Origin of the sequence: Mesorhizobium sp. YL-MeA3-2017, from assembly GCF_030814575.1 — a bacterium.
Taxonomy (GTDB): domain Bacteria; phylum Pseudomonadota; class Alphaproteobacteria; order Rhizobiales; family Rhizobiaceae; genus Mesorhizobium; species Mesorhizobium terrae.
Window position 1 is genome coordinate 37,938 of sequence record NZ_JAUSVH010000003.1, and the last position, 14,821, is coordinate 52,758.

At 64.9% G+C, this 14,821-nt stretch carries 19 protein-coding genes and 1 pseudogene; 2 read left to right on the forward strand and 18 right to left on the reverse strand.

Translation table 11 applies throughout. The annotated features are described in order from the left end of the window. Positions 1 to 26 precede the first annotated feature (26 nt). The 4 genes from QFZ88_RS27630 to QFZ88_RS27645 form a co-directional block, all read right to left on the reverse strand. Complete coding sequence (locus QFZ88_RS27630; RefSeq protein WP_245317430.1) at positions 27 to 1,844, reverse strand: hypothetical protein; 1,818 nt, start codon at positions 1,842 to 1,844, stop codon at positions 27 to 29. A gap of 196 nt (positions 1,845 to 2,040) precedes the next feature. Then, positions 2,041 to 2,436: a hypothetical protein gene (locus QFZ88_RS27635; protein ID WP_065996885.1), complete on the reverse strand. Its 396-nt coding sequence runs from the start codon at positions 2,434 to 2,436 to the stop codon at positions 2,041 to 2,043. A gap of 2 nt (positions 2,437 to 2,438) precedes the next feature. Then, the gene (locus tag QFZ88_RS27640) at positions 2,439 to 2,912 is read right to left on the reverse strand and encodes a hypothetical protein (RefSeq protein WP_139116436.1); all 474 of its coding nucleotides are present in this window, start codon (positions 2,910 to 2,912) and stop codon (positions 2,439 to 2,441) included. 2 nt (positions 2,913 to 2,914) lie between these two features. Continuing rightward, on the reverse strand, positions 2,915 to 3,679 hold the full coding sequence (locus tag QFZ88_RS27645) for a ParA family protein (RefSeq protein WP_065996883.1): 765 nt from the start codon (positions 3,677 to 3,679) through the stop codon (positions 2,915 to 2,917). Between the two features lie 1,169 nt (positions 3,680 to 4,848). Between QFZ88_RS27645 and QFZ88_RS27650 the strand changes: the two genes are divergently transcribed. Then, the gene (locus tag QFZ88_RS27650) at positions 4,849 to 5,106 is read left to right on the forward strand and encodes a WGR domain-containing protein (protein WP_065996882.1); all 258 of its coding nucleotides are present in this window, start codon (positions 4,849 to 4,851) and stop codon (positions 5,104 to 5,106) included. A 127-nt stretch (positions 5,107 to 5,233) separates the two neighbouring features. After that, the gene (locus QFZ88_RS27655) at positions 5,234 to 5,500 is read left to right on the forward strand and encodes an HU family DNA-binding protein (RefSeq protein WP_065996881.1); all 267 of its coding nucleotides are present in this window, start codon (positions 5,234 to 5,236) and stop codon (positions 5,498 to 5,500) included. 33 nt (positions 5,501 to 5,533) lie between these two features. Here the strand turns inward: QFZ88_RS27655 and QFZ88_RS27660 are convergent, their stop codons facing one another. The 14 genes and pseudogenes from QFZ88_RS27660 to QFZ88_RS27725 all read right to left on the reverse strand — a co-directional run bounded on the left by QFZ88_RS27660 (position 5,534) and on the right by QFZ88_RS27725 (position 14,703). Then, complete coding sequence (locus QFZ88_RS27660; protein WP_167523835.1) at positions 5,534 to 5,698, reverse strand: hypothetical protein; 165 nt, start codon at positions 5,696 to 5,698, stop codon at positions 5,534 to 5,536. 323 nt (positions 5,699 to 6,021) lie between these two features. Beyond that, positions 6,022 to 6,339: a DUF736 domain-containing protein gene (locus QFZ88_RS27665; RefSeq protein WP_065996880.1), complete on the reverse strand. Its 318-nt coding sequence runs from the start codon at positions 6,337 to 6,339 to the stop codon at positions 6,022 to 6,024. A 703-nt stretch (positions 6,340 to 7,042) separates the two neighbouring features. Next, positions 7,043 to 7,334: pseudogene (locus QFZ88_RS27670) on the reverse strand (type II toxin-antitoxin system RelE/ParE family toxin). After that, positions 7,331 to 7,639, reverse strand: a complete 309-nt coding sequence (locus QFZ88_RS27675) for a type II toxin-antitoxin system RelB/DinJ family antitoxin (RefSeq protein WP_065996878.1) — start codon at positions 7,637 to 7,639, stop codon at positions 7,331 to 7,333. The pseudogene QFZ88_RS27670 and the gene QFZ88_RS27675 overlap by 4 nt, the downstream one beginning before the upstream one ends. A gap of 276 nt (positions 7,640 to 7,915) precedes the next feature. Continuing rightward, a complete protein-coding gene (locus tag QFZ88_RS27680) occupies positions 7,916 to 8,842 on the reverse strand; it encodes an ArdC family protein (RefSeq protein ID WP_065996876.1) in 927 nt (308 codons plus the stop codon). A 330-nt stretch (positions 8,843 to 9,172) separates the two neighbouring features. After that, a complete protein-coding gene (locus tag QFZ88_RS27685) occupies positions 9,173 to 9,763 on the reverse strand; it encodes a hypothetical protein (protein ID WP_065996874.1) in 591 nt (196 codons plus the stop codon). Between the two features lie 402 nt (positions 9,764 to 10,165). Next, the gene (locus QFZ88_RS27690) at positions 10,166 to 10,468 is read right to left on the reverse strand and encodes a DUF7673 family protein (RefSeq protein ID WP_065996872.1); all 303 of its coding nucleotides are present in this window, start codon (positions 10,466 to 10,468) and stop codon (positions 10,166 to 10,168) included. A gap of 103 nt (positions 10,469 to 10,571) precedes the next feature. After that, on the reverse strand, positions 10,572 to 10,721 hold the full coding sequence (locus QFZ88_RS27695; protein WP_167523836.1) for a hypothetical protein: 150 nt from the start codon (positions 10,719 to 10,721) through the stop codon (positions 10,572 to 10,574). A gap of 82 nt (positions 10,722 to 10,803) precedes the next feature. Beyond that, positions 10,804 to 10,962 (reverse strand): hypothetical protein, encoded by a 159-nt coding sequence (locus QFZ88_RS27700; protein WP_167523837.1) that lies wholly within the window; start codon positions 10,960 to 10,962, stop codon positions 10,804 to 10,806. A gap of 2 nt (positions 10,963 to 10,964) precedes the next feature. Further along, complete coding sequence (locus tag QFZ88_RS27705; protein WP_065996870.1) at positions 10,965 to 11,261, reverse strand: hypothetical protein; 297 nt, start codon at positions 11,259 to 11,261, stop codon at positions 10,965 to 10,967. Then, positions 11,258 to 11,554, reverse strand: coding sequence for a hypothetical protein (locus QFZ88_RS27710; protein ID WP_065996868.1), 297 nt, complete (start codon positions 11,552 to 11,554; stop codon positions 11,258 to 11,260). The genes QFZ88_RS27705 and QFZ88_RS27710 overlap by 4 nt, the downstream gene beginning before the upstream one ends. Then, positions 11,512 to 12,477: a DUF7007 domain-containing protein gene (locus QFZ88_RS27715; protein ID WP_245317428.1), complete on the reverse strand. Its 966-nt coding sequence runs from the start codon at positions 12,475 to 12,477 to the stop codon at positions 11,512 to 11,514. The genes QFZ88_RS27710 and QFZ88_RS27715 overlap by 43 nt, the downstream gene beginning before the upstream one ends. After that, entirely contained in the window at positions 12,474 to 12,944 is a 471-nt protein-coding gene (locus QFZ88_RS27720) for a hypothetical protein (protein ID WP_065996867.1), read from the reverse strand. The genes QFZ88_RS27715 and QFZ88_RS27720 overlap by 4 nt, the downstream gene beginning before the upstream one ends. Positions 12,945 to 13,032: 88 nt before the next feature. After that, entirely contained in the window at positions 13,033 to 14,703 is a 1,671-nt protein-coding gene (locus QFZ88_RS27725; RefSeq protein ID WP_065996865.1) for a ParB N-terminal domain-containing protein, read from the reverse strand. Between the last annotated feature and the right edge of the window lie 118 nt (positions 14,704 to 14,821).

Consider the following 14,821-nt stretch of genomic DNA (forward strand, 5'->3'; position numbering starts at 1 on the left):
TAGACATCAAAAGGCCCGCCCCCGTATTACCGGCTGCGATCGCCGCGATCCCGGTCTTTCGGCGGGGTCAGAACCACCCGAGATGGGATCTGGCGCTCCTGCTGCTTTTCCGGATCGCGTTCCTTCGCCCGATCGCGGCCACGCTCCTGACTGTCGCCGACAATAGCCCTGCCCTGATTAGCCTGGGCAATCCGGGAAACGTCGGCGCTGCGATTGCTCGATGTACGATCGATCTCGCCCTTCTCGAACATGGCGTCGCGCCCGGCGCCCGATTTCGTCGACGTCGCGTTTGAAGTCCTGTCATCGTGCCGCTCTTTGCCCTTGGCGACACGAGAGTCGAGCTGAAGCTTGACGACCTTGTCGATGACCCTGGTAGCGGATTCGAAGATCGCGCGTTCGGTTGGGTTGGAGATCGCCTTTGCGACCGCTGCCGCGGACGTGGCGATCGCGTCCATGGCGGTCTTTGCCTGGCTGGAGGTGATGGGTGTGTTGCGCAGCATATGGATTTCTCCTTTCTCATGCGAAGGCAGTTCGCCGCTTGAGACGGCATCTTCCAGGCGGCGATATTCGCGCCTTAACCCGATCGTCAGATCCTTGGAGAGCTCGCGGGCGGTGCTCGGTTGCGCCCGGTCCTTGCCGATCGTTTCCAGCATGTCGATGACACGGCCCAGCGCCTTCTTCGATGTGTTGAAGCGGTCGACGCCGGCCTGCATTGTGGGCGCCGTCGGCGTGTCGCGGATCTTGTTCATGACCTTGGTCATGACGTTGGGTGGCGTGTAGGCGCCCATGCGGCGAAACATTTCCCACTCCCAGCGTTTGACGGGAGGCGGGCCGGCACGATCGAGGCGCTTCTGGTGATCGATGGCCAGGCCGCGGTCGCGTGCCTTGTCGGCAAATCGTTCACGCCACTCCGTGAAATCGCGGATGTTGGGATTGAGGCGAGTCCTGCCGGGGCCTTTCAGGCTGACGATGGCATGGACATGCGGGTGTTTGGCCCTCTCGTGACGATTGTGAATCGCGAAGGCATAGCGATGCCCATGGAACTGGGTGCCGAGGAAGTCGCCTGCCGCCTCGATGAATTTGTCGCGGTCGACGCTTGCTGGACCGGACAGGAGCAGGTGCATGAAGTCGCGGGGTTGCCGGCTTTGCAGAAGGACGCCGATCGTGCGGCCCTCTCGCGTGAGCTCCTTATGATCGGTTGTCGTGATCGAGCGGCGCTCGCCGGTGCGCTTGTAGATCGGTGTCTTGTTGCCGCGTTCAACCAGGTGAGCGTGGGTCGACAGTGTGACTGCGTTGTCCTGGCGCTGCATGGCGTGCAGGGTCGCGTTGAATCCTTTTGGACCGGATGCAAATTGGGCAGGATAGCGCCATATTGGCGCGATCCCCTGCCCTGCGAGGCGGTCGTCGACACGACGATCGATGGCCCGAACCATTTCGATCGAAGGGGGAATGTGGCCGTCGCTCGTGCGGTCAGCCCGGTCCAATTTTTCATGAGCCAGAACGATGGCGAGCTGAAGCCGCGTCTGATCCTTCACGCCCGGGCCGATGCTGTAGGCATAGGTGCGTTGTGTGTCGCCATCCTGAAGGATGCCGTCGCGTGCCAGATTATCAAGCGCCTTGGCGACGGTTTCGCGGCTGGCGTTCGGCAGTTCATAGGTGAGGAGGAGAATGTCCTTCGACCCTTCACGCGTGGTGAAATCGCGTTCCCATTGTTTGAGGGCATCCTTGATGCTGACGACTTCGCGTCCGTCCTGGTCGATCGCCCGCTCTTCTTTGGCCTGGTATTCGAGAACATTGCGCGCAGATCCCGCGCCGGCGCCATAGGACAATATCTTGACGACCACGGCGTTGTGGCCTGTGGCCCGGCTGAGTGCGGTGCTGGCAGCAAAGGGGTCGGGCCGGGATCTGGCGGGGCTGTACGGGCGGCGAGAACCGCCCGCCCCCTTCCCGGCAACACCGCCGCCATTGCCTCCCCCTCCTCCGCCCCCGCCGCCACGGCGATCGTCCTCGATGAGTTCTTGGTAGAGCGGCAAGTGACGCCTAGAGCGGAAGGGTTTCCTGCGTGGGTTTCTCATCGTGCGCGGCGATCAAATCTTTCACTATCGTATAAGATCGCACAAATGCGGCGTCGCGGATAGAGTCGATTGCACGCGCAATCTCGTCGAGCTTTTCCAGGATCTGGATCGCGTGCTGATCGGGCACGGCGGCCTCATCGCGCATGAGACCCCGGTGGATCTGCGCGATGTCGCGGATTGTGAGATGGATATGTTCAAGTTGCTCATCGTGATCGGCCAGAAGTGGGGCAGCTTCCGAAAGCGTCCGGTCCACGAGAAGCTTGATGACAAGAGCCGGCGAGGTGTCGAGGCGTGTCGCCAGCGCCTCCAGTTCATCAGCCTGGCGCCGAGGGAGCCGAAGGTAATAGCGCGGACTGGGCATTGTCAGTCCTGGTGCCGGTCCAGCCCGGCCATGATGAAGTCCTCGATCACCGTCGTGTAGCGTTTGCTCTGGGAGAGGCCATGCGCAACCAGGCGCGTGATGACGTCATTGCGCAATCTGAGCGTGACACGCGTGTAGTCGGCGGACTCGGCCTTGTTGACACGGGCGAATTGCGACGGTGCCCCCTGCGGGCGGACGGAGGAACGGCCGTTATTGCGCTTTTGCGCCTGCCCGCCCGTCGACAATGCTGTCGAAACCTCGACGGTGGTGGGCGGCGGGGCATCGATCTTAGGAGAGCCGTTGTCTGTCTCCGGCATCGATGCAGGGCCGGAAGAGGAGAGTTCCTCGACAGACGCGAGCGGGGGCATGAAGGTCATTGCCGGATCGTCGGGGTCTACAGGCTCGATCTGGCGGGTTCGGGCGATCACGGCCAGGTTGCCCACTACCTGGACGCGGCTTTTGGGAGAACTGGCCATATTCACGATGCCGCGCTGATGAGGTTGATGAAATCGTTGTTCAACGATTTGATCTGGTCGATGGCATCCAGGACGCTCTCGCGGGCTCGTTTCTTCGCCGATGGCGCCATCTTCGGATTGTGGTCGATTTCGCGCAGCTTCGTATAGAGCGTCCCGTACCCGGCTGCGACGTCGCTGAAATGGTTGCTCTTGCGAATGATCGTCTCGAAGGTCAGCACTTTTCCAGCGTTGAGGAGTTTGATGACCTCCGGAATGGCCCGATTCTTCGTCATGGCGATATGATCGACATTGTTCCAGATTGCCGCATGAGGTGTGACCGCCCTGCCCTCCTTCGCTGCAATCTGCTTCAGCAGATTTGAGACATTGATGGCTTGGGTAGCGCTCGTCGCCTCGAGAATGACGGGAATGATGACGGCCTGCACCCGCCTGAAAACATCGAGGGCGCGGCCGTGGGCATGCCCGCCGACATCGTAAATATGGATGTCGGCCACTGGCGCTGATTTCAGCCGTTCGTTCAGATCCTCGTTGGGCAGCACCGAGATCGCATCGATATTGTCGATCTCGCTGATCGAGCCGCGGGCGACAGACGTCTTGTACCAACGAAACAGCGACTGCTGTTGGTCGCAGTCGATGAGCAAGGTCCTGGTTCCCTGGCTGCCGAACTCCCCGGCGAGGTTGAGGCTGAGAACGGTCTTTCCTCCACCTCCTTTGAACGTGCAAAGGGCCAGCGAGACGGACGGGACATTGGAGATTTCACGAACCGGCATGAGGAGACATCTCTTGGAAGTGAGAATTAGACTTACACCATAGTATAATTTCCTTGCATATCGAATGCAATGTCACCGGGCGTCATTTTGATAATGTCGTCCGGTGACAACGACACGATTTCACAATGTCACGTTGTCACCCGGTGTCATTGTCACCGGGTGGCATTGTGACAATGACACCGAAGCCAATTCCTTCCGTCCGCTTGCGTTCCGTGCCCGGGCGCCCTCGCCGAAACGGACACATGCGAGCTTGTTCTCACCCGTCTGCGGCGAAACCGATCCGGCGCCCCTCGGGCGCAATGGCTAGCTGTCACCAGCTAGCCTATCCTGCCATTTTTGAGAGCACGCTGGTTGGCCAGCGTGCTCTCAAAAAAAAATCAGAAGCGGACGCCGAGAATGCGCGAGAGCGACCAGCCAGCCGCTCGGCGGAAGGCTGGTCGCGACAGCGTGCATCGAGGCGTGAGCGCGCCGCCAGGGCAGCAGCGAAGACTTCAGCCGCTTATGCGGTTGAGGTCGAGCGAACTGCCCGGTTGCATTGGCGAAGTCGCGGCAGCGTCCATCAACCGGCCCGAAAGGCCGGCTGCGAAGCAGTCCGAATGGAGCGGAGGGTCTGGGGGGAGAGGCGGCTAGTGTCTCCCCCAGGGCAGGCCGGCGTGCCCGATGTGAGGTGGCCTGCCCTGATCTGGCTTACACGATGATGCAGACGAGCAGACAGAGTCGGCTCGCCGTGAAGTGAGATCGAGGCGGCCCAAGCCGCCTCGATCCAGACCTTAATCCGTGTCTGGTCGAAGTGCCATGACTACGAGCCCGACCTCGTGACGACCGATCAGCCGCCACGGCGCCGGCAGGCGCCGTGTCCGCATCCGGCGACCAGCCGGCCTTGTGCCCTACCAGTGCCGCAAACGGCCGTAACGTTTCGCCGACAGTCGAGCGCCGCGAGAGGAGCGTAACCCGCATGGGCCGAAACCGCACAGCGGGTTCGGTGAGCGCCCCCTTGGGGCGCGAGTAGAGCCGTGCCCGAAGGGTCTCGCCCGAGCCTTCCTTCTGGAAGAAGAGCCCGACAATACGCTTATCGATGATGCCGAACCATCACTGCCATGAATCGGTAGTGCTGCATCGATTCATCAATGTCGTTGGACACCGCTTCCGGAGGAAGCGAGATTCTAGGCATGGATCACGACGAAACAGGACCGGTTCATCTTCGCCGCATCGACCCGTCGCGGAACATGCGGCGCTTCTACATGCTCGCCATCCAGCCGACCCTATTCGGCGGCGCTTCGGTCATCCGCAATTGGGGCAGGATCGGCACGAACGGCCGGTCGATGATGGAGACGTTCGACAGCGACGACGATGCGGCTAGCGCTTCTGCACGCCTTGAGCGCGCCAAGCGCCGCAAGGGATATCGTGACAGCGCCCGACCTGAATAGGTCGAAATAGCGGGAATTCCACGCTTTTCAGTGGATTCGCGCCGGGGCCCTCGCGCCCGCCCTACCCTCGCGTCGAATTCATTGCCATAGGAAAGGGATTGATCCAACAGCGAGGAGAGCCACGGACATGACGACAGCGACCGAGATCGCCGAAGCGCAGAACCTGACCAAGGCGCAGACCAAGGCCATCGTCGACAGCGTCTTCAAGGAAATTGCCTCTGCGGCGGCGAGCGGGGCCGAGACGAATATCCCCGGTTTCGGAAAGTTCAAAGTCAAACAGACGGCTGCCCGCGAGGGCCGCAATCCGGCCACCGGGGGAACGATCAAGATCGCGGCATCGAAGAAGCTGACCTTCGCACCGGCGAAGGCCGTCAAGGACGCGCTCAACGGCTAAGGCCGCCGAGTGCGTCCGAGGCGCGAGGCGCCCCTAGAAGGGCGGCTCGCTGCTGGCGAGGCCTTCCTGCTCGGCCCAGATCGCCTCGCGTTCGGCCAGCGCCATCGCCAGCTCCTCCTCGATCCAGCGCCGCTCGTCCGCGTAGACGGCATTCCGCAGTTCGGCCCGAAGCTCCTCAATGTGTTGATCGATCGACATCGTCGTCTCCTTGATGTTTGTGAAGGACGACGTCGGCGGCCGTGGCGGGCCGGAGGGGTCAAGGATCGCGGAGCGACCGCCGGAGGCGGCGAGCGGGGGAGCCGATTTTCTGACGCCGCCCTCTTCGGGCGGCGGCGGAAAATTGGGGAACCGCGATGTCCTTGAGGCCTTCGGAACGCCAGGGCACAATGGGACGATCTGAGCAGACCCACCGCTCCCGGTAGAGCGCCCGGCCAGCCGGAGCCGGGCTCGATGCCCGGTTGCGGCCTCACCATACGCAGCGAGGAAGCCCCGCCTTGCGGCGGGGCTCGTTGGTCGCGGGATCAGGCGTCGCGCCGCCTCGGGCGGTTCCAGATGAGGGCGTATTCGCCGTCCTTCTCGCCCGGCCAGAGCGCCGCCGAAATCGGGGCGACGAAGCTCGGATCGTCCAGCTTGATGGAGATGTACTCTTCGCCGTCGTCCGAGACCGCCTTCCAGCCTGCGCCGACCTCGACGCCGTTGCCGGCGGTGATGCGGAAGTCCGGAGCGTCGCGCGAGACGCGTTCGATCGGGTTGAGGCGGGCGCGGAAGCCGACCGAGAGAGTGCGGACGTTGCCGACGATGCCGTTGCCGTTGGTCGCGAAATTGCCGATGACAGCCATGATAGGTTCCTTTCCGGTTTGCTCGGGCCGCGCCCATCGCGGCCTCGATGACGGTGAAAGGACCGGAGGCGATCGACCCCGCACCCACCGGGGTCCCCGTTGCGCTTGCGCAATGGGGTGGTCCTCAGGGCCGGAACGAAGTGGAGGGCGGCCGGCAACGGCTATTTTGCCTCGCGATGCAAAGGCGGCGCAGCCGCCGGCGGAAAATGGCCGGGGCCGGACGTTGCGGGAAGGCGATCGAGACGCAGTCAGCCTCAGGTCATACCGGACTCATCGAGGCCTGCGTGGGCGCCCGCCAGGCAGATTCGGACAGGAACCTGATCCTGGCTTCATGCTCATCGGTGGAATTCGAGGACACGCCGACGGCCGCCGGACCGCAGAAGTGTTCCCACCATCGCCGACTACCCTGCCCTGCCGGATCGACCGATGCCGCCCGCGCCCGGCCGCTCCGACCGCATCATGGCCTGCGACGGCCGCGGGCGCCGTGCTGTGGAGGAATTCGGACGTTGGCGAAGTCCGCACCCGCCGATGCCGCGATCTCCGTCTCGCACCGCATCATCAGCTGCTTTCCGGCTGCGCGTGCGACGGCCTTCGCGTCTCCTGTGCGCCTACGGCGGCGACGTTTGATCCCGCCATGCACCCTCGGCCGCCGGGGCGGGGGATCCTGGCGCGTCCAGCCGGGCGCGGAGACGGAGGCGCACTGTCAGCCGTCCGAAAGATCGTCAGGCCATTGCTGGGCGCCATGTAGAACGCGCAGGATCCGTACTGTCTCGCGGGTAACCTGGTAGGCCGCGACGTAAGGCGTCCCGGTGACGACAAGTTCGCGCGTTCCGGCGACGCGGCCTGGCCGGCCGCTTTGGAAAGTCGCGAAGCCGCCGCGCAACGGCGACGATCCGCTCATCGATGGCGACGGCGGCTGCGGGATTCTGGGCTTCAACATGGGTGAAGATGCCGTCGCGATCGGAGAGCGCGAAAGCCGACCAGGTGAGCCTCACGATTTGAGGTCGCCGATCTTGCGACGCGCCGCGGCACGCCGCCCGGCGAAATGCGCTTCGACCTGGTCGTCGGGGATGTCAGGCCGGCTATCCTCCAGCGCTTCGCGAACCTTGGCGCGGAACCAGGCGTCGTGGGCCTCGCTGTTCGAGAGCAACTCCAACGGGAGCGCGCCCTCGTTGGCGGTGCGGGTGAGCAGAATGCGCACCGCATCCGACACCGTGAGGCCCATGTTCTCCAAAACGGCCGACGCGCGGTCGCGCACGTCCGAGTCGATCCGCGTTTGAACCAATGCGTTTGCAGGCATAAGCGCCTCCTTTCCCGCAATGTAATGCAACTGAATGACGGATGCCAGCTTTATTGTGCGTGGGGCCTCAGGCGGTCTCCGATCGATAAAGGAATGCCGATGCTTTTCCTGTCGTCGATGGCGATGCCGGAATATCCAGGTCTGTCGGGAGTCCGAGCGATCTGCGCCCGCCGCTCCTCCGAATCATGGATTTCGGCGCGCCCCGCAGAGTGGGTCAAGCCGGAGCAGGCATTTGCCTGCCGGACAGCGGCCGCCGCCGGGGAGCGGAAAGGATCATCAGGCTGCTTCCCGCTCCGTCGCCGGTTGCGGCTGGAGATCGTGCAGATATGCGACGGCACGCTGCGCGTGGGCCGCGGCCTGGAAGATCGCCTTCCTGTCGCCCTCCAGCACGGTAAGCCACGACTGGACGTAGCTGGCATGGTCGGGGCGCGGCTCCATTTCGGGAACGATGCCCAGGTCGGCGCAGAGGAAGCTGGCGCCGATGTCCGCGACCAGCTCCTCGCGGGCGCGTTCGCTCCGCTCCTTGTGGTAGCGGCTGAGGTCGCGGTTGAGACGATGGCTCCCGCCGGCCCAGTGGACACATTCGTGTCCGAGCACCGCGTAGTAGCTCGCCGCGTCGCGAAACGTCTCGAACGGCGGCATCTGCACCATATCGCTGGACGGCGAGAAGAATGCTTTGGGGCCGCCGTGCCGGATCACCGCGCCGGTGTTGGCGAAGAAGCTGTCCGCCTCGGCGATGCGCTCGACTTGATCGATGACCGGCTCGGTCCGATTGTAGTAATGATCGGGAAGACCGTCTATCTGGTCGCAGTTAAAGACGGTGTAAGCCTTGAGGAAGGGGATGTCCCTTTCAACCTCGCCGCCATGGCTGTCGACCTCGGTCTTGGTGAAGCGGCTGGCATAGACGACGGTCGTACCGCTCTCGCCCTTGCGGACATGCGCATCAAGCTCGGACGCCTGCCTGAAGGTCATCCACATCGGCGAGGTGAAGCCCCGCGCCATCGCCTCCGACCAGAGAAGCAACACGTTGAGCCCGGTATAGGGCTGGCCGTTGTGACGCAACGGTCGCGTCACGCGGCCGTTGGCGTTGCGGGCGCCCCATGGCTGGACCCATGGCCGGACGCCCTTTTCGAGATCGACGACGATGCGTTCGGTGATGCGCGTGTAGACGTCGGCGCGCGGGCCGGATTTCTTGGTCGTCATTTTCCTATCCTCCGTTTCGGGGCCGCGCCCATCGCGGCCCGTCGCGGAGGTCCAGTGCCGGGGCAATCAGGAGGGCCAGCGCACCCGACCAGGCCCGTCGCACTGCGACGGGCGGGGAAGGGCCGAAACGAAGTGGAGGACGGCAAAGCCGTTGCGCGGACCGCCGGCCCCGGCAGGACCGCCGTCCGGGACGGGCCGCGGGCGCGGCCGTCCTTCCCTTCCTTTCCCTGCTTTCCGGCGTGCATCGACAAGACAACAGGCCGGCCCCGTCCGGGACCGGGCTGTTTGGCTCGAAGAAGGGGCGAGGCCGGAGCCTCGCCCGATTGAGGCTCAACCGAGAGCCGCCATCTGCATCTCGGCCGCTTTTCGATCCAGCATATGGCCGGGGTTTTCGACGGGGCGCTCGAAGGGCTTCCAACGCTCGCCGACGACGTGCTCGTAGGCCGCGACGGCGCCCTCGGCGGCCATGCGTAGCGCATGGGCCTGAATGCCCATGTCGGCGGCGAACTCGCGCTTGCGCTGGGCGGCACTCTCGAAGCCGCCCGGACCGTCGAGGTCCTCGTCGCGCAGGTCGTTGGCGGCTTTTGCCGTCAGGTCGCGCGCTTCCGTCACCGCCCGGCTGTAGAACTGGCCTGCGCCGTGGGCGGAACCGACATAGGAGCCGACAATGCGTTGCAGGTGGATCTGCATGGCGCGCTCGCCCAGACCCTCTCCGAGCGCATCGGCAGTCTCGACGATCATGCGCTCGTGAAGCTCGCGGATGCCTTCGCTGTCGATCACCGGAGATCCAAAACTCTCGGCGATCAGGGTGGCCTGTGTGGCGTCTGGGCAGGCGAGGCGAACCATTTCGAGGGTCGTGCCCTTGCGCAACGGGACGACACGAGCGGCCGGGCGCGGCACGGGAGCGGATTTCTTTGCCATGGGATGTCCTTTCCTTCAGATGGGCCGATGGCTCGGGCCGGCCCTTGCCGGCCCTCCCTTCGGGCGTGCTCGGGAAAAACCGGCGGAAAGACGGGCGCTTCAGGGTCCGGGCCGGGCGGAATCGAGCGAGTCCGGCTTGCGGGCCAGCGGGGCTTTCCAGCCCCGCGCAGCCCGCGGGCCTGCCTTGGCGAGATCGGACGGCCCGGCCGCAAGGCGGCGCGAAGCGGCCTTGAAGCGCACGGCCGCCGGTTTACGAGCGCACCTTGATCCGAAGGGAGGCCGGCAAGGGCCGGCGTTTCGATAGACCGCCAGTAGGAAAGGACCCGCATGACGAATCCGGTCCCGCGGTCTGCGAAGAAGAAGCCGCGATGCCGCGCGGTGCGGCGGCCTATCCGAGACGCCTCAGGCCGTCTTCGACATCCGCTCCAGAACCTCGGGTCGCCAAAGTCGGATGATCTCCTCGATCTGAGCCCGGTGGTCGATGGGATACTCGGCTTCCGCTCGGCTGGCGAGCCAGGCGAAAACGCTCGTCATGTCGCGGGCGATCGCCTTGTCCACTGCGAAGAGGTCGGCTAGGTCGAAGCCGCCGAGACTGTCCGCATTCCACCATGCGAGGATGAAGTCGGCGACACGGCGCGATTGGCCGGTGTCGCTGCGAGCGATGCGAAGAAGGCGCTCGAATGCCTCACGTGTCGGTTCGTCCATGGCGAATGCTCCCTGCCAGACGTGCTATATCACGCCAGGACCGCTCTGGCACGGGTCTGCCGGCACGGTTCGCCAAGATGGTGAAATGCGGTCGCACCGGCTATCAAAGGTAGATCATGCCGTTGTCGCCGACATAGACGCCGAACGCGCGCGCCGCGAAGTCCAGCCTGCTGGCGTGGGGCTCGGGCCAGTCCTCGTCCCAGAATCCGGCGCCGTGACCGCAGCGCGTCAGCCAGAAATCATGAGCCGCCATCGCCGCCTCGCGGTCATGGATCGGCCCCTCGAAATCCCGCGCGAGCGGCGCGTCGAGGCAATGGATAAGCCGGTGGTTCGCGTCATAGAAGGCGGTGGCAATCCGCTTCCATCCGCGCGCGCGTCTCGGCCGCGAGATCGCTCATGTCATGGCGGCGGTCGAGAGGAACACCGTCGCCGCCGCAGGATGACCACAGCGCGGTTCCGACATAGGACGCGATGAAGGACCAGGGGGCAGCCATCGCTAGTCTCCTTTCCCGGCCATGAGCCGCGCCCAGCTGTCCCGGAGGAATTTCGGGATATCGAGGTCGGGATCGACAAAGGCGTTGTCGATCCCCTCCGGCACGGCCGCGACCTGCGTGCCGCCTTCGGCGGGGGAGGCCGGCGGCTCGCACAGCGCGTCGAGAAAGGCTGCGAGCTGGGTGCGGTCCGCGATGCCGATCTTGATCGTGGCGTCCGGAGGGAGCTTTTCGCGGATGCGGTATTGCTCGGCGTCGCCCTTCATGGCGAACCACCGGCGCTTGACGTTGTAGACGATCATGATGCGGCCTCCTGTCGGTCGGGCACGGGGTGACGCTGGCGGAAGGCCGCGATCGCGCGATCCTTCCGGGCGAGCTTGCGTGACAAGGCGTCGATCTCGGGCTGTCGCTCCGCCCTGATCGCCGCCAAGTTCGATCGGTAGCGTTCGAGAAACGCACTCGGATCGGGCGGTTTGCCGCGCCTGTAGGCCCTGCGGCGCGGCTGCAATTGCGGGATCAGCGCCGTCATGCGCCGCGTGATCTGGCGCTCGATCATGTCAAGCTGCCGCTGTATCTGCCGACGCGCTTCCTCCATGCGGGAGAGCTGCGCCTCGCGTTCAGAGCAGCGGGTCGTAACGTGGTCCTCCGCTGCCAGCCGATGAAACTCGATGGGCCGCAATAGACAGGATGGCGGTGCACATCGATGACGAAGCCGAAGCGGCCGACCTCGTACTCCTCAGCGGGCACGAGAAAGCGGCGCTCCTCGGTCCCCTCTCCGCGCCTGCCGCCAGGGGTGGCGACGACCTCCACGAAGCCCTTCTCGCGGTCCGACGTGATCGCCGAGACGACGATCCAGTCGTTCGCATGCTCTCTTTCGAAAGCGCGGCGGTCCTTCGACCGGGATTCGCCTGGTTGGAGGATCGTGCCGAAGATTGCTTCCCACGCATCCGGCCAGCTGTCCTTGACCGTGCGCTCCGCGCAGCGTCGCTCGAAGGCGGTGAAGAGATGAGGGACGCTGATCGCGACGATGGCCCAGGCCTCGTCTTCCTCGTACCAGCCGCCGGCGAGGCGCAGCGTCGCATGGACTTTTGCGTTGCGAGCGCCCGACAGATGAAACCCGCCATGACCGGCCGTGCTGTGCAACACGACGTCCTCGGCATAGAAGGTCGCGCCCTGGGACGGTCCCCACGGCGTGCTGGCTGGGACATGCGCCTCGCGTCGGCCCAGCGCGCGCAGCTCTCGGGCGTGCTCGGCGCGTTCGAGCACGGCGGCGCGGAACGCGGCCGCGTCGGCGAGCTCACCGTCGTGGCTGTAGAAATCGTCGCGCCTCCATTCCGGCATGGGACGCCGAATCCGCCAGCCGCTGGCGAGATAGTGCCTGCCGCCGCGGGCGGGAACCATCGCGTAGGCACGGTCTCCGACCTGGGCAACGTTCATGCCGTCGGCGCTGACACCGAAGGAAACCGCCGGAAAACCGGGGGCTTCATCGTTGGGGATCGGGGAAGCGTGCGCGCTCATGCTGCGGCCCTCCCCTCGACGACATCCCCTGCCACCTGGTCCGCCGTGACCGGCTTCAGGATCGCATGGGGATAGCCGTGGCTCTTCAGCCAGTTCTCGGCGGCGGCATGGTGTTCGGCCAGATGCACCAGCTCGCCGTCAGGCCGGTCGAGAACGACGACCGAGCCGATGGCGGGCCGTTCGACGACGGTGAACTTCAGGTCGCTGTCGATCGAGAAGCTGCGGTGGACGCGAAGCACGACGACGCCACCGCTGCCGAAATCCCCCTCATGAAGCGTGAAGGACTCCAGGATCGTCGTGCTGCCGACAACGTGCCGTGGCCGCTTGGCGATCAGCCGGCCGCCATTGTTGCGATTTTCCCAAGCCGCGAGCTTCTTGCGATGGCGTTCCGGCGGACGCGGCGTTCCGTCGGAATATTTTACGATGGCGCCAAGCGGCACCAGGTCGAAAATTAATGAAGCGGACATTCTTGTCCTCCTGTTGTTGACGATGAAAACAGAACCGCCGCCGGACGAGCCGGCGGCGGGATCTCGTTCGATGATGCTTGGAAAGCGGCTATTCGGCCGCTTCGCGGAACTCGTCCTCACCCTCGTCGAGCTCTTCCGAGGCAGCGGTCAGGTCGTCGCCGGAGGCGGACTCCTCGTCCTCGTCCGGCTCGGGCGCATTGGTGGCGAGCCAATTCGCGAGTTCCTTTTCGTCCGGCGCGAACAGCGCGCTCGGGTGAACGAAACGGTCCTCCTTGAAGTGCTCGACAAGGGCTGCGCGCGTGTCCTTCACCCGCGCACGCGGCAGCACGGGCGTGCCGTTGCAGGACGCTTCGAGCGCCTGACGCGACAGGCACGACAGGAAATCCGCGGTGCCCATGTTGGGCAGGAAGATGTTCGCGCCGATCGCATCGCCGGCCACGCGCGCGACGATCCCGCTGTTGGAGGCGTTTCGCCGGCACGACAGGATCTCCTTAAGCGACAGGCGTGCGGCGACGCGCAACGTCTCCTCGCTGCACTGGAGCTGGCCCTCGGCGTTGAACAGGCTCGCCGCGCACCTGGCCAGCCGACTGCTGCCATAGAGCGACTCGCCGCCGTCGGTCCTGACCGAGACGTTCTGTCCCGCGAGGGCGAGGATCAGCAGCGCCATCAGCGTGTCGTCCTCGATCGGCGCCCGGTCGAGCGCCTCGCGCAGCGCATCGGTGCGGAAGTCGCCGATCATGTTCATGCCCTTGTTGGTGACCGGCGGGCGGGGCTTCGCGACAGTGCCGATATCGTCGGCGTCCTTGCCATTTTTCTTCGCCTCCGGCATGCGGTAGGTCACGCTTTGGACCTTGCCGTCGCGATCGAGATACATGGCCACGCAGTCGCTCTTGGCCGCCTTGCCGTGGACACGCTCGGCCTTCGGCGGCAGCAACGGCTGACCCCAGCTGTTGGCCTCGGTGATGAGGCCGCGCTTCGGCAGGTGATTCGCCATCCACTCCTGCTGCGCGCCGAGGAACGCCTCGACATTGGTGGTGTAGCGGCCGTCCTCGTCGGCCGGCCCGAACAGGTCTTCCTCCCATTCGATCCCATAGGCGCGCGCCAGCTCGTCGTCGAAACTGGCGTCCTTGGCGTACATGCGGGTCTTGGCCAGCGCGTTCGCCACGTTCCACCAGCCGACCCTCGGATCGGCCTTGGACGGCTTGTGCGCCTTCCAGACTTCCTTCTGCTCATCGAGCGAAGCGGACGCGATGGTGCGCAGCTGCTGCTCGTTAGGCATATCGCCCTTGGCCATCTGGTCGAGCATCGCCGGCAGCACGTTGGCAAACAGCCTGAGCTGCTTGATCCGCCGCGGCGTCAGCGCCAGCGCGACGGCGATCGCGTCCTCGGTCCAACCGAGAGCGACCAGGCGCTCGATCGCCCGCCACTGGTCGACAGGGTTGAGCGGCTCCCTGACGATGTTCTCCGCGAAGGAGCGCATCGCGCCGTTGGCGCCGGCGTTGTCGTTGTCGGCATCGTTGACGAGGATGTCGATCTCTTCGATTCCGGCCTTGAGCGCGAGCCTGACACGGCGACGGCCGGCCTCGATGACGAAGCCGTTGCCGCCATCGCCCTGCGGCGTGACGACAGGCGGATGCACGATGCCGATCGCCTTGATCGACGCCAGCAGCAGAGCGTCGGCCTGTGGCGACGGCTTGGTCTGGCGCGAATGGTTTGGGTTCTCCACCAATGCGCGCGGATTCATCTTCATGAGATACATGGAATGCTCCTTTTCAGGGGTTTTGGACGCAGCGGCTTGCCGGTCCTTCTCCGTCTTCTTGCCGAAGACCCCTTCCGGCCCGCGGAGCGGACGGGCCGGTGCAACTGCGGCCGAGCAT

Bases quoted from the DNA above. Each gene is read 5' to 3' on its own strand.
- QFZ88_RS27690 (WP_065996872.1), bottom strand. From the start codon at position 10,468: ATGGACGAACCGACACGTGAGGCATTCGAGCGCCTTCTTCGCATCGCT.
- QFZ88_RS27685 (WP_065996874.1), bottom strand. From the start codon at position 9,763: ATGGCAAAGAAATCCGCTCCCGTGCCGCGCCCGGCCGCTCGTGTCGTC.
- QFZ88_RS27705 (WP_065996870.1), bottom strand. From the start codon at position 11,261: ATGATCGTCTACAACGTCAAGCGCCGGTGGTTCGCCATGAAGGGCGAC.
- QFZ88_RS27650 (WP_065996882.1), top strand. From the start codon at position 4,849: ATGGATCACGACGAAACAGGACCGGTTCATCTTCGCCGCATCGACCCG.
- QFZ88_RS27700 (WP_167523837.1), bottom strand. From the start codon at position 10,962: ATGGCTGCCCCCTGGTCCTTCATCGCGTCCTATGTCGGAACCGCGCTG.
- QFZ88_RS27710 (WP_065996868.1), bottom strand. From the start codon at position 11,554: ATGGAGGAAGCGCGTCGGCAGATACAGCGGCAGCTTGACATGATCGAG.
- QFZ88_RS27720 (WP_065996867.1), bottom strand. From the start codon at position 12,944: ATGTCCGCTTCATTAATTTTCGACCTGGTGCCGCTTGGCGCCATCGTA.
- QFZ88_RS27725 (WP_065996865.1), bottom strand. From the start codon at position 14,703: ATGTATCTCATGAAGATGAATCCGCGCGCATTGGTGGAGAACCCAAAC.
- QFZ88_RS27695 (WP_167523836.1), bottom strand. From the start codon at position 10,721: ATGGCGGCTCATGATTTCTGGCTGACGCGCTGCGGTCACGGCGCCGGA.
- QFZ88_RS27715 (WP_245317428.1), bottom strand. From the start codon at position 12,477: ATGAGCGCGCACGCTTCCCCGATCCCCAACGATGAAGCCCCCGGTTTT.
- QFZ88_RS27645 (WP_065996883.1), bottom strand. From the start codon at position 3,679: ATGCCGGTTCGTGAAATCTCCAATGTCCCGTCCGTCTCGCTGGCCCTT.
- QFZ88_RS27660 (WP_167523835.1), bottom strand. From the start codon at position 5,698: ATGTCGATCGATCAACACATTGAGGAGCTTCGGGCCGAACTGCGGAAT.
- QFZ88_RS27675 (WP_065996878.1), bottom strand. From the start codon at position 7,639: ATGCCTGCAAACGCATTGGTTCAAACGCGGATCGACTCGGACGTGCGC.
- QFZ88_RS27635 (WP_065996885.1), bottom strand. From the start codon at position 2,436: ATGCCCAGTCCGCGCTATTACCTTCGGCTCCCTCGGCGCCAGGCTGAT.
- QFZ88_RS27665 (WP_065996880.1), bottom strand. From the start codon at position 6,339: ATGGCTGTCATCGGCAATTTCGCGACCAACGGCAACGGCATCGTCGGC.
- QFZ88_RS27680 (WP_065996876.1), bottom strand. From the start codon at position 8,842: ATGACGACCAAGAAATCCGGCCCGCGCGCCGACGTCTACACGCGCATC.
- QFZ88_RS27655 (WP_065996881.1), top strand. From the start codon at position 5,234: ATGACGACAGCGACCGAGATCGCCGAAGCGCAGAACCTGACCAAGGCG.
- QFZ88_RS27640 (WP_139116436.1), bottom strand. From the start codon at position 2,912: ATGGCCAGTTCTCCCAAAAGCCGCGTCCAGGTAGTGGGCAACCTGGCC.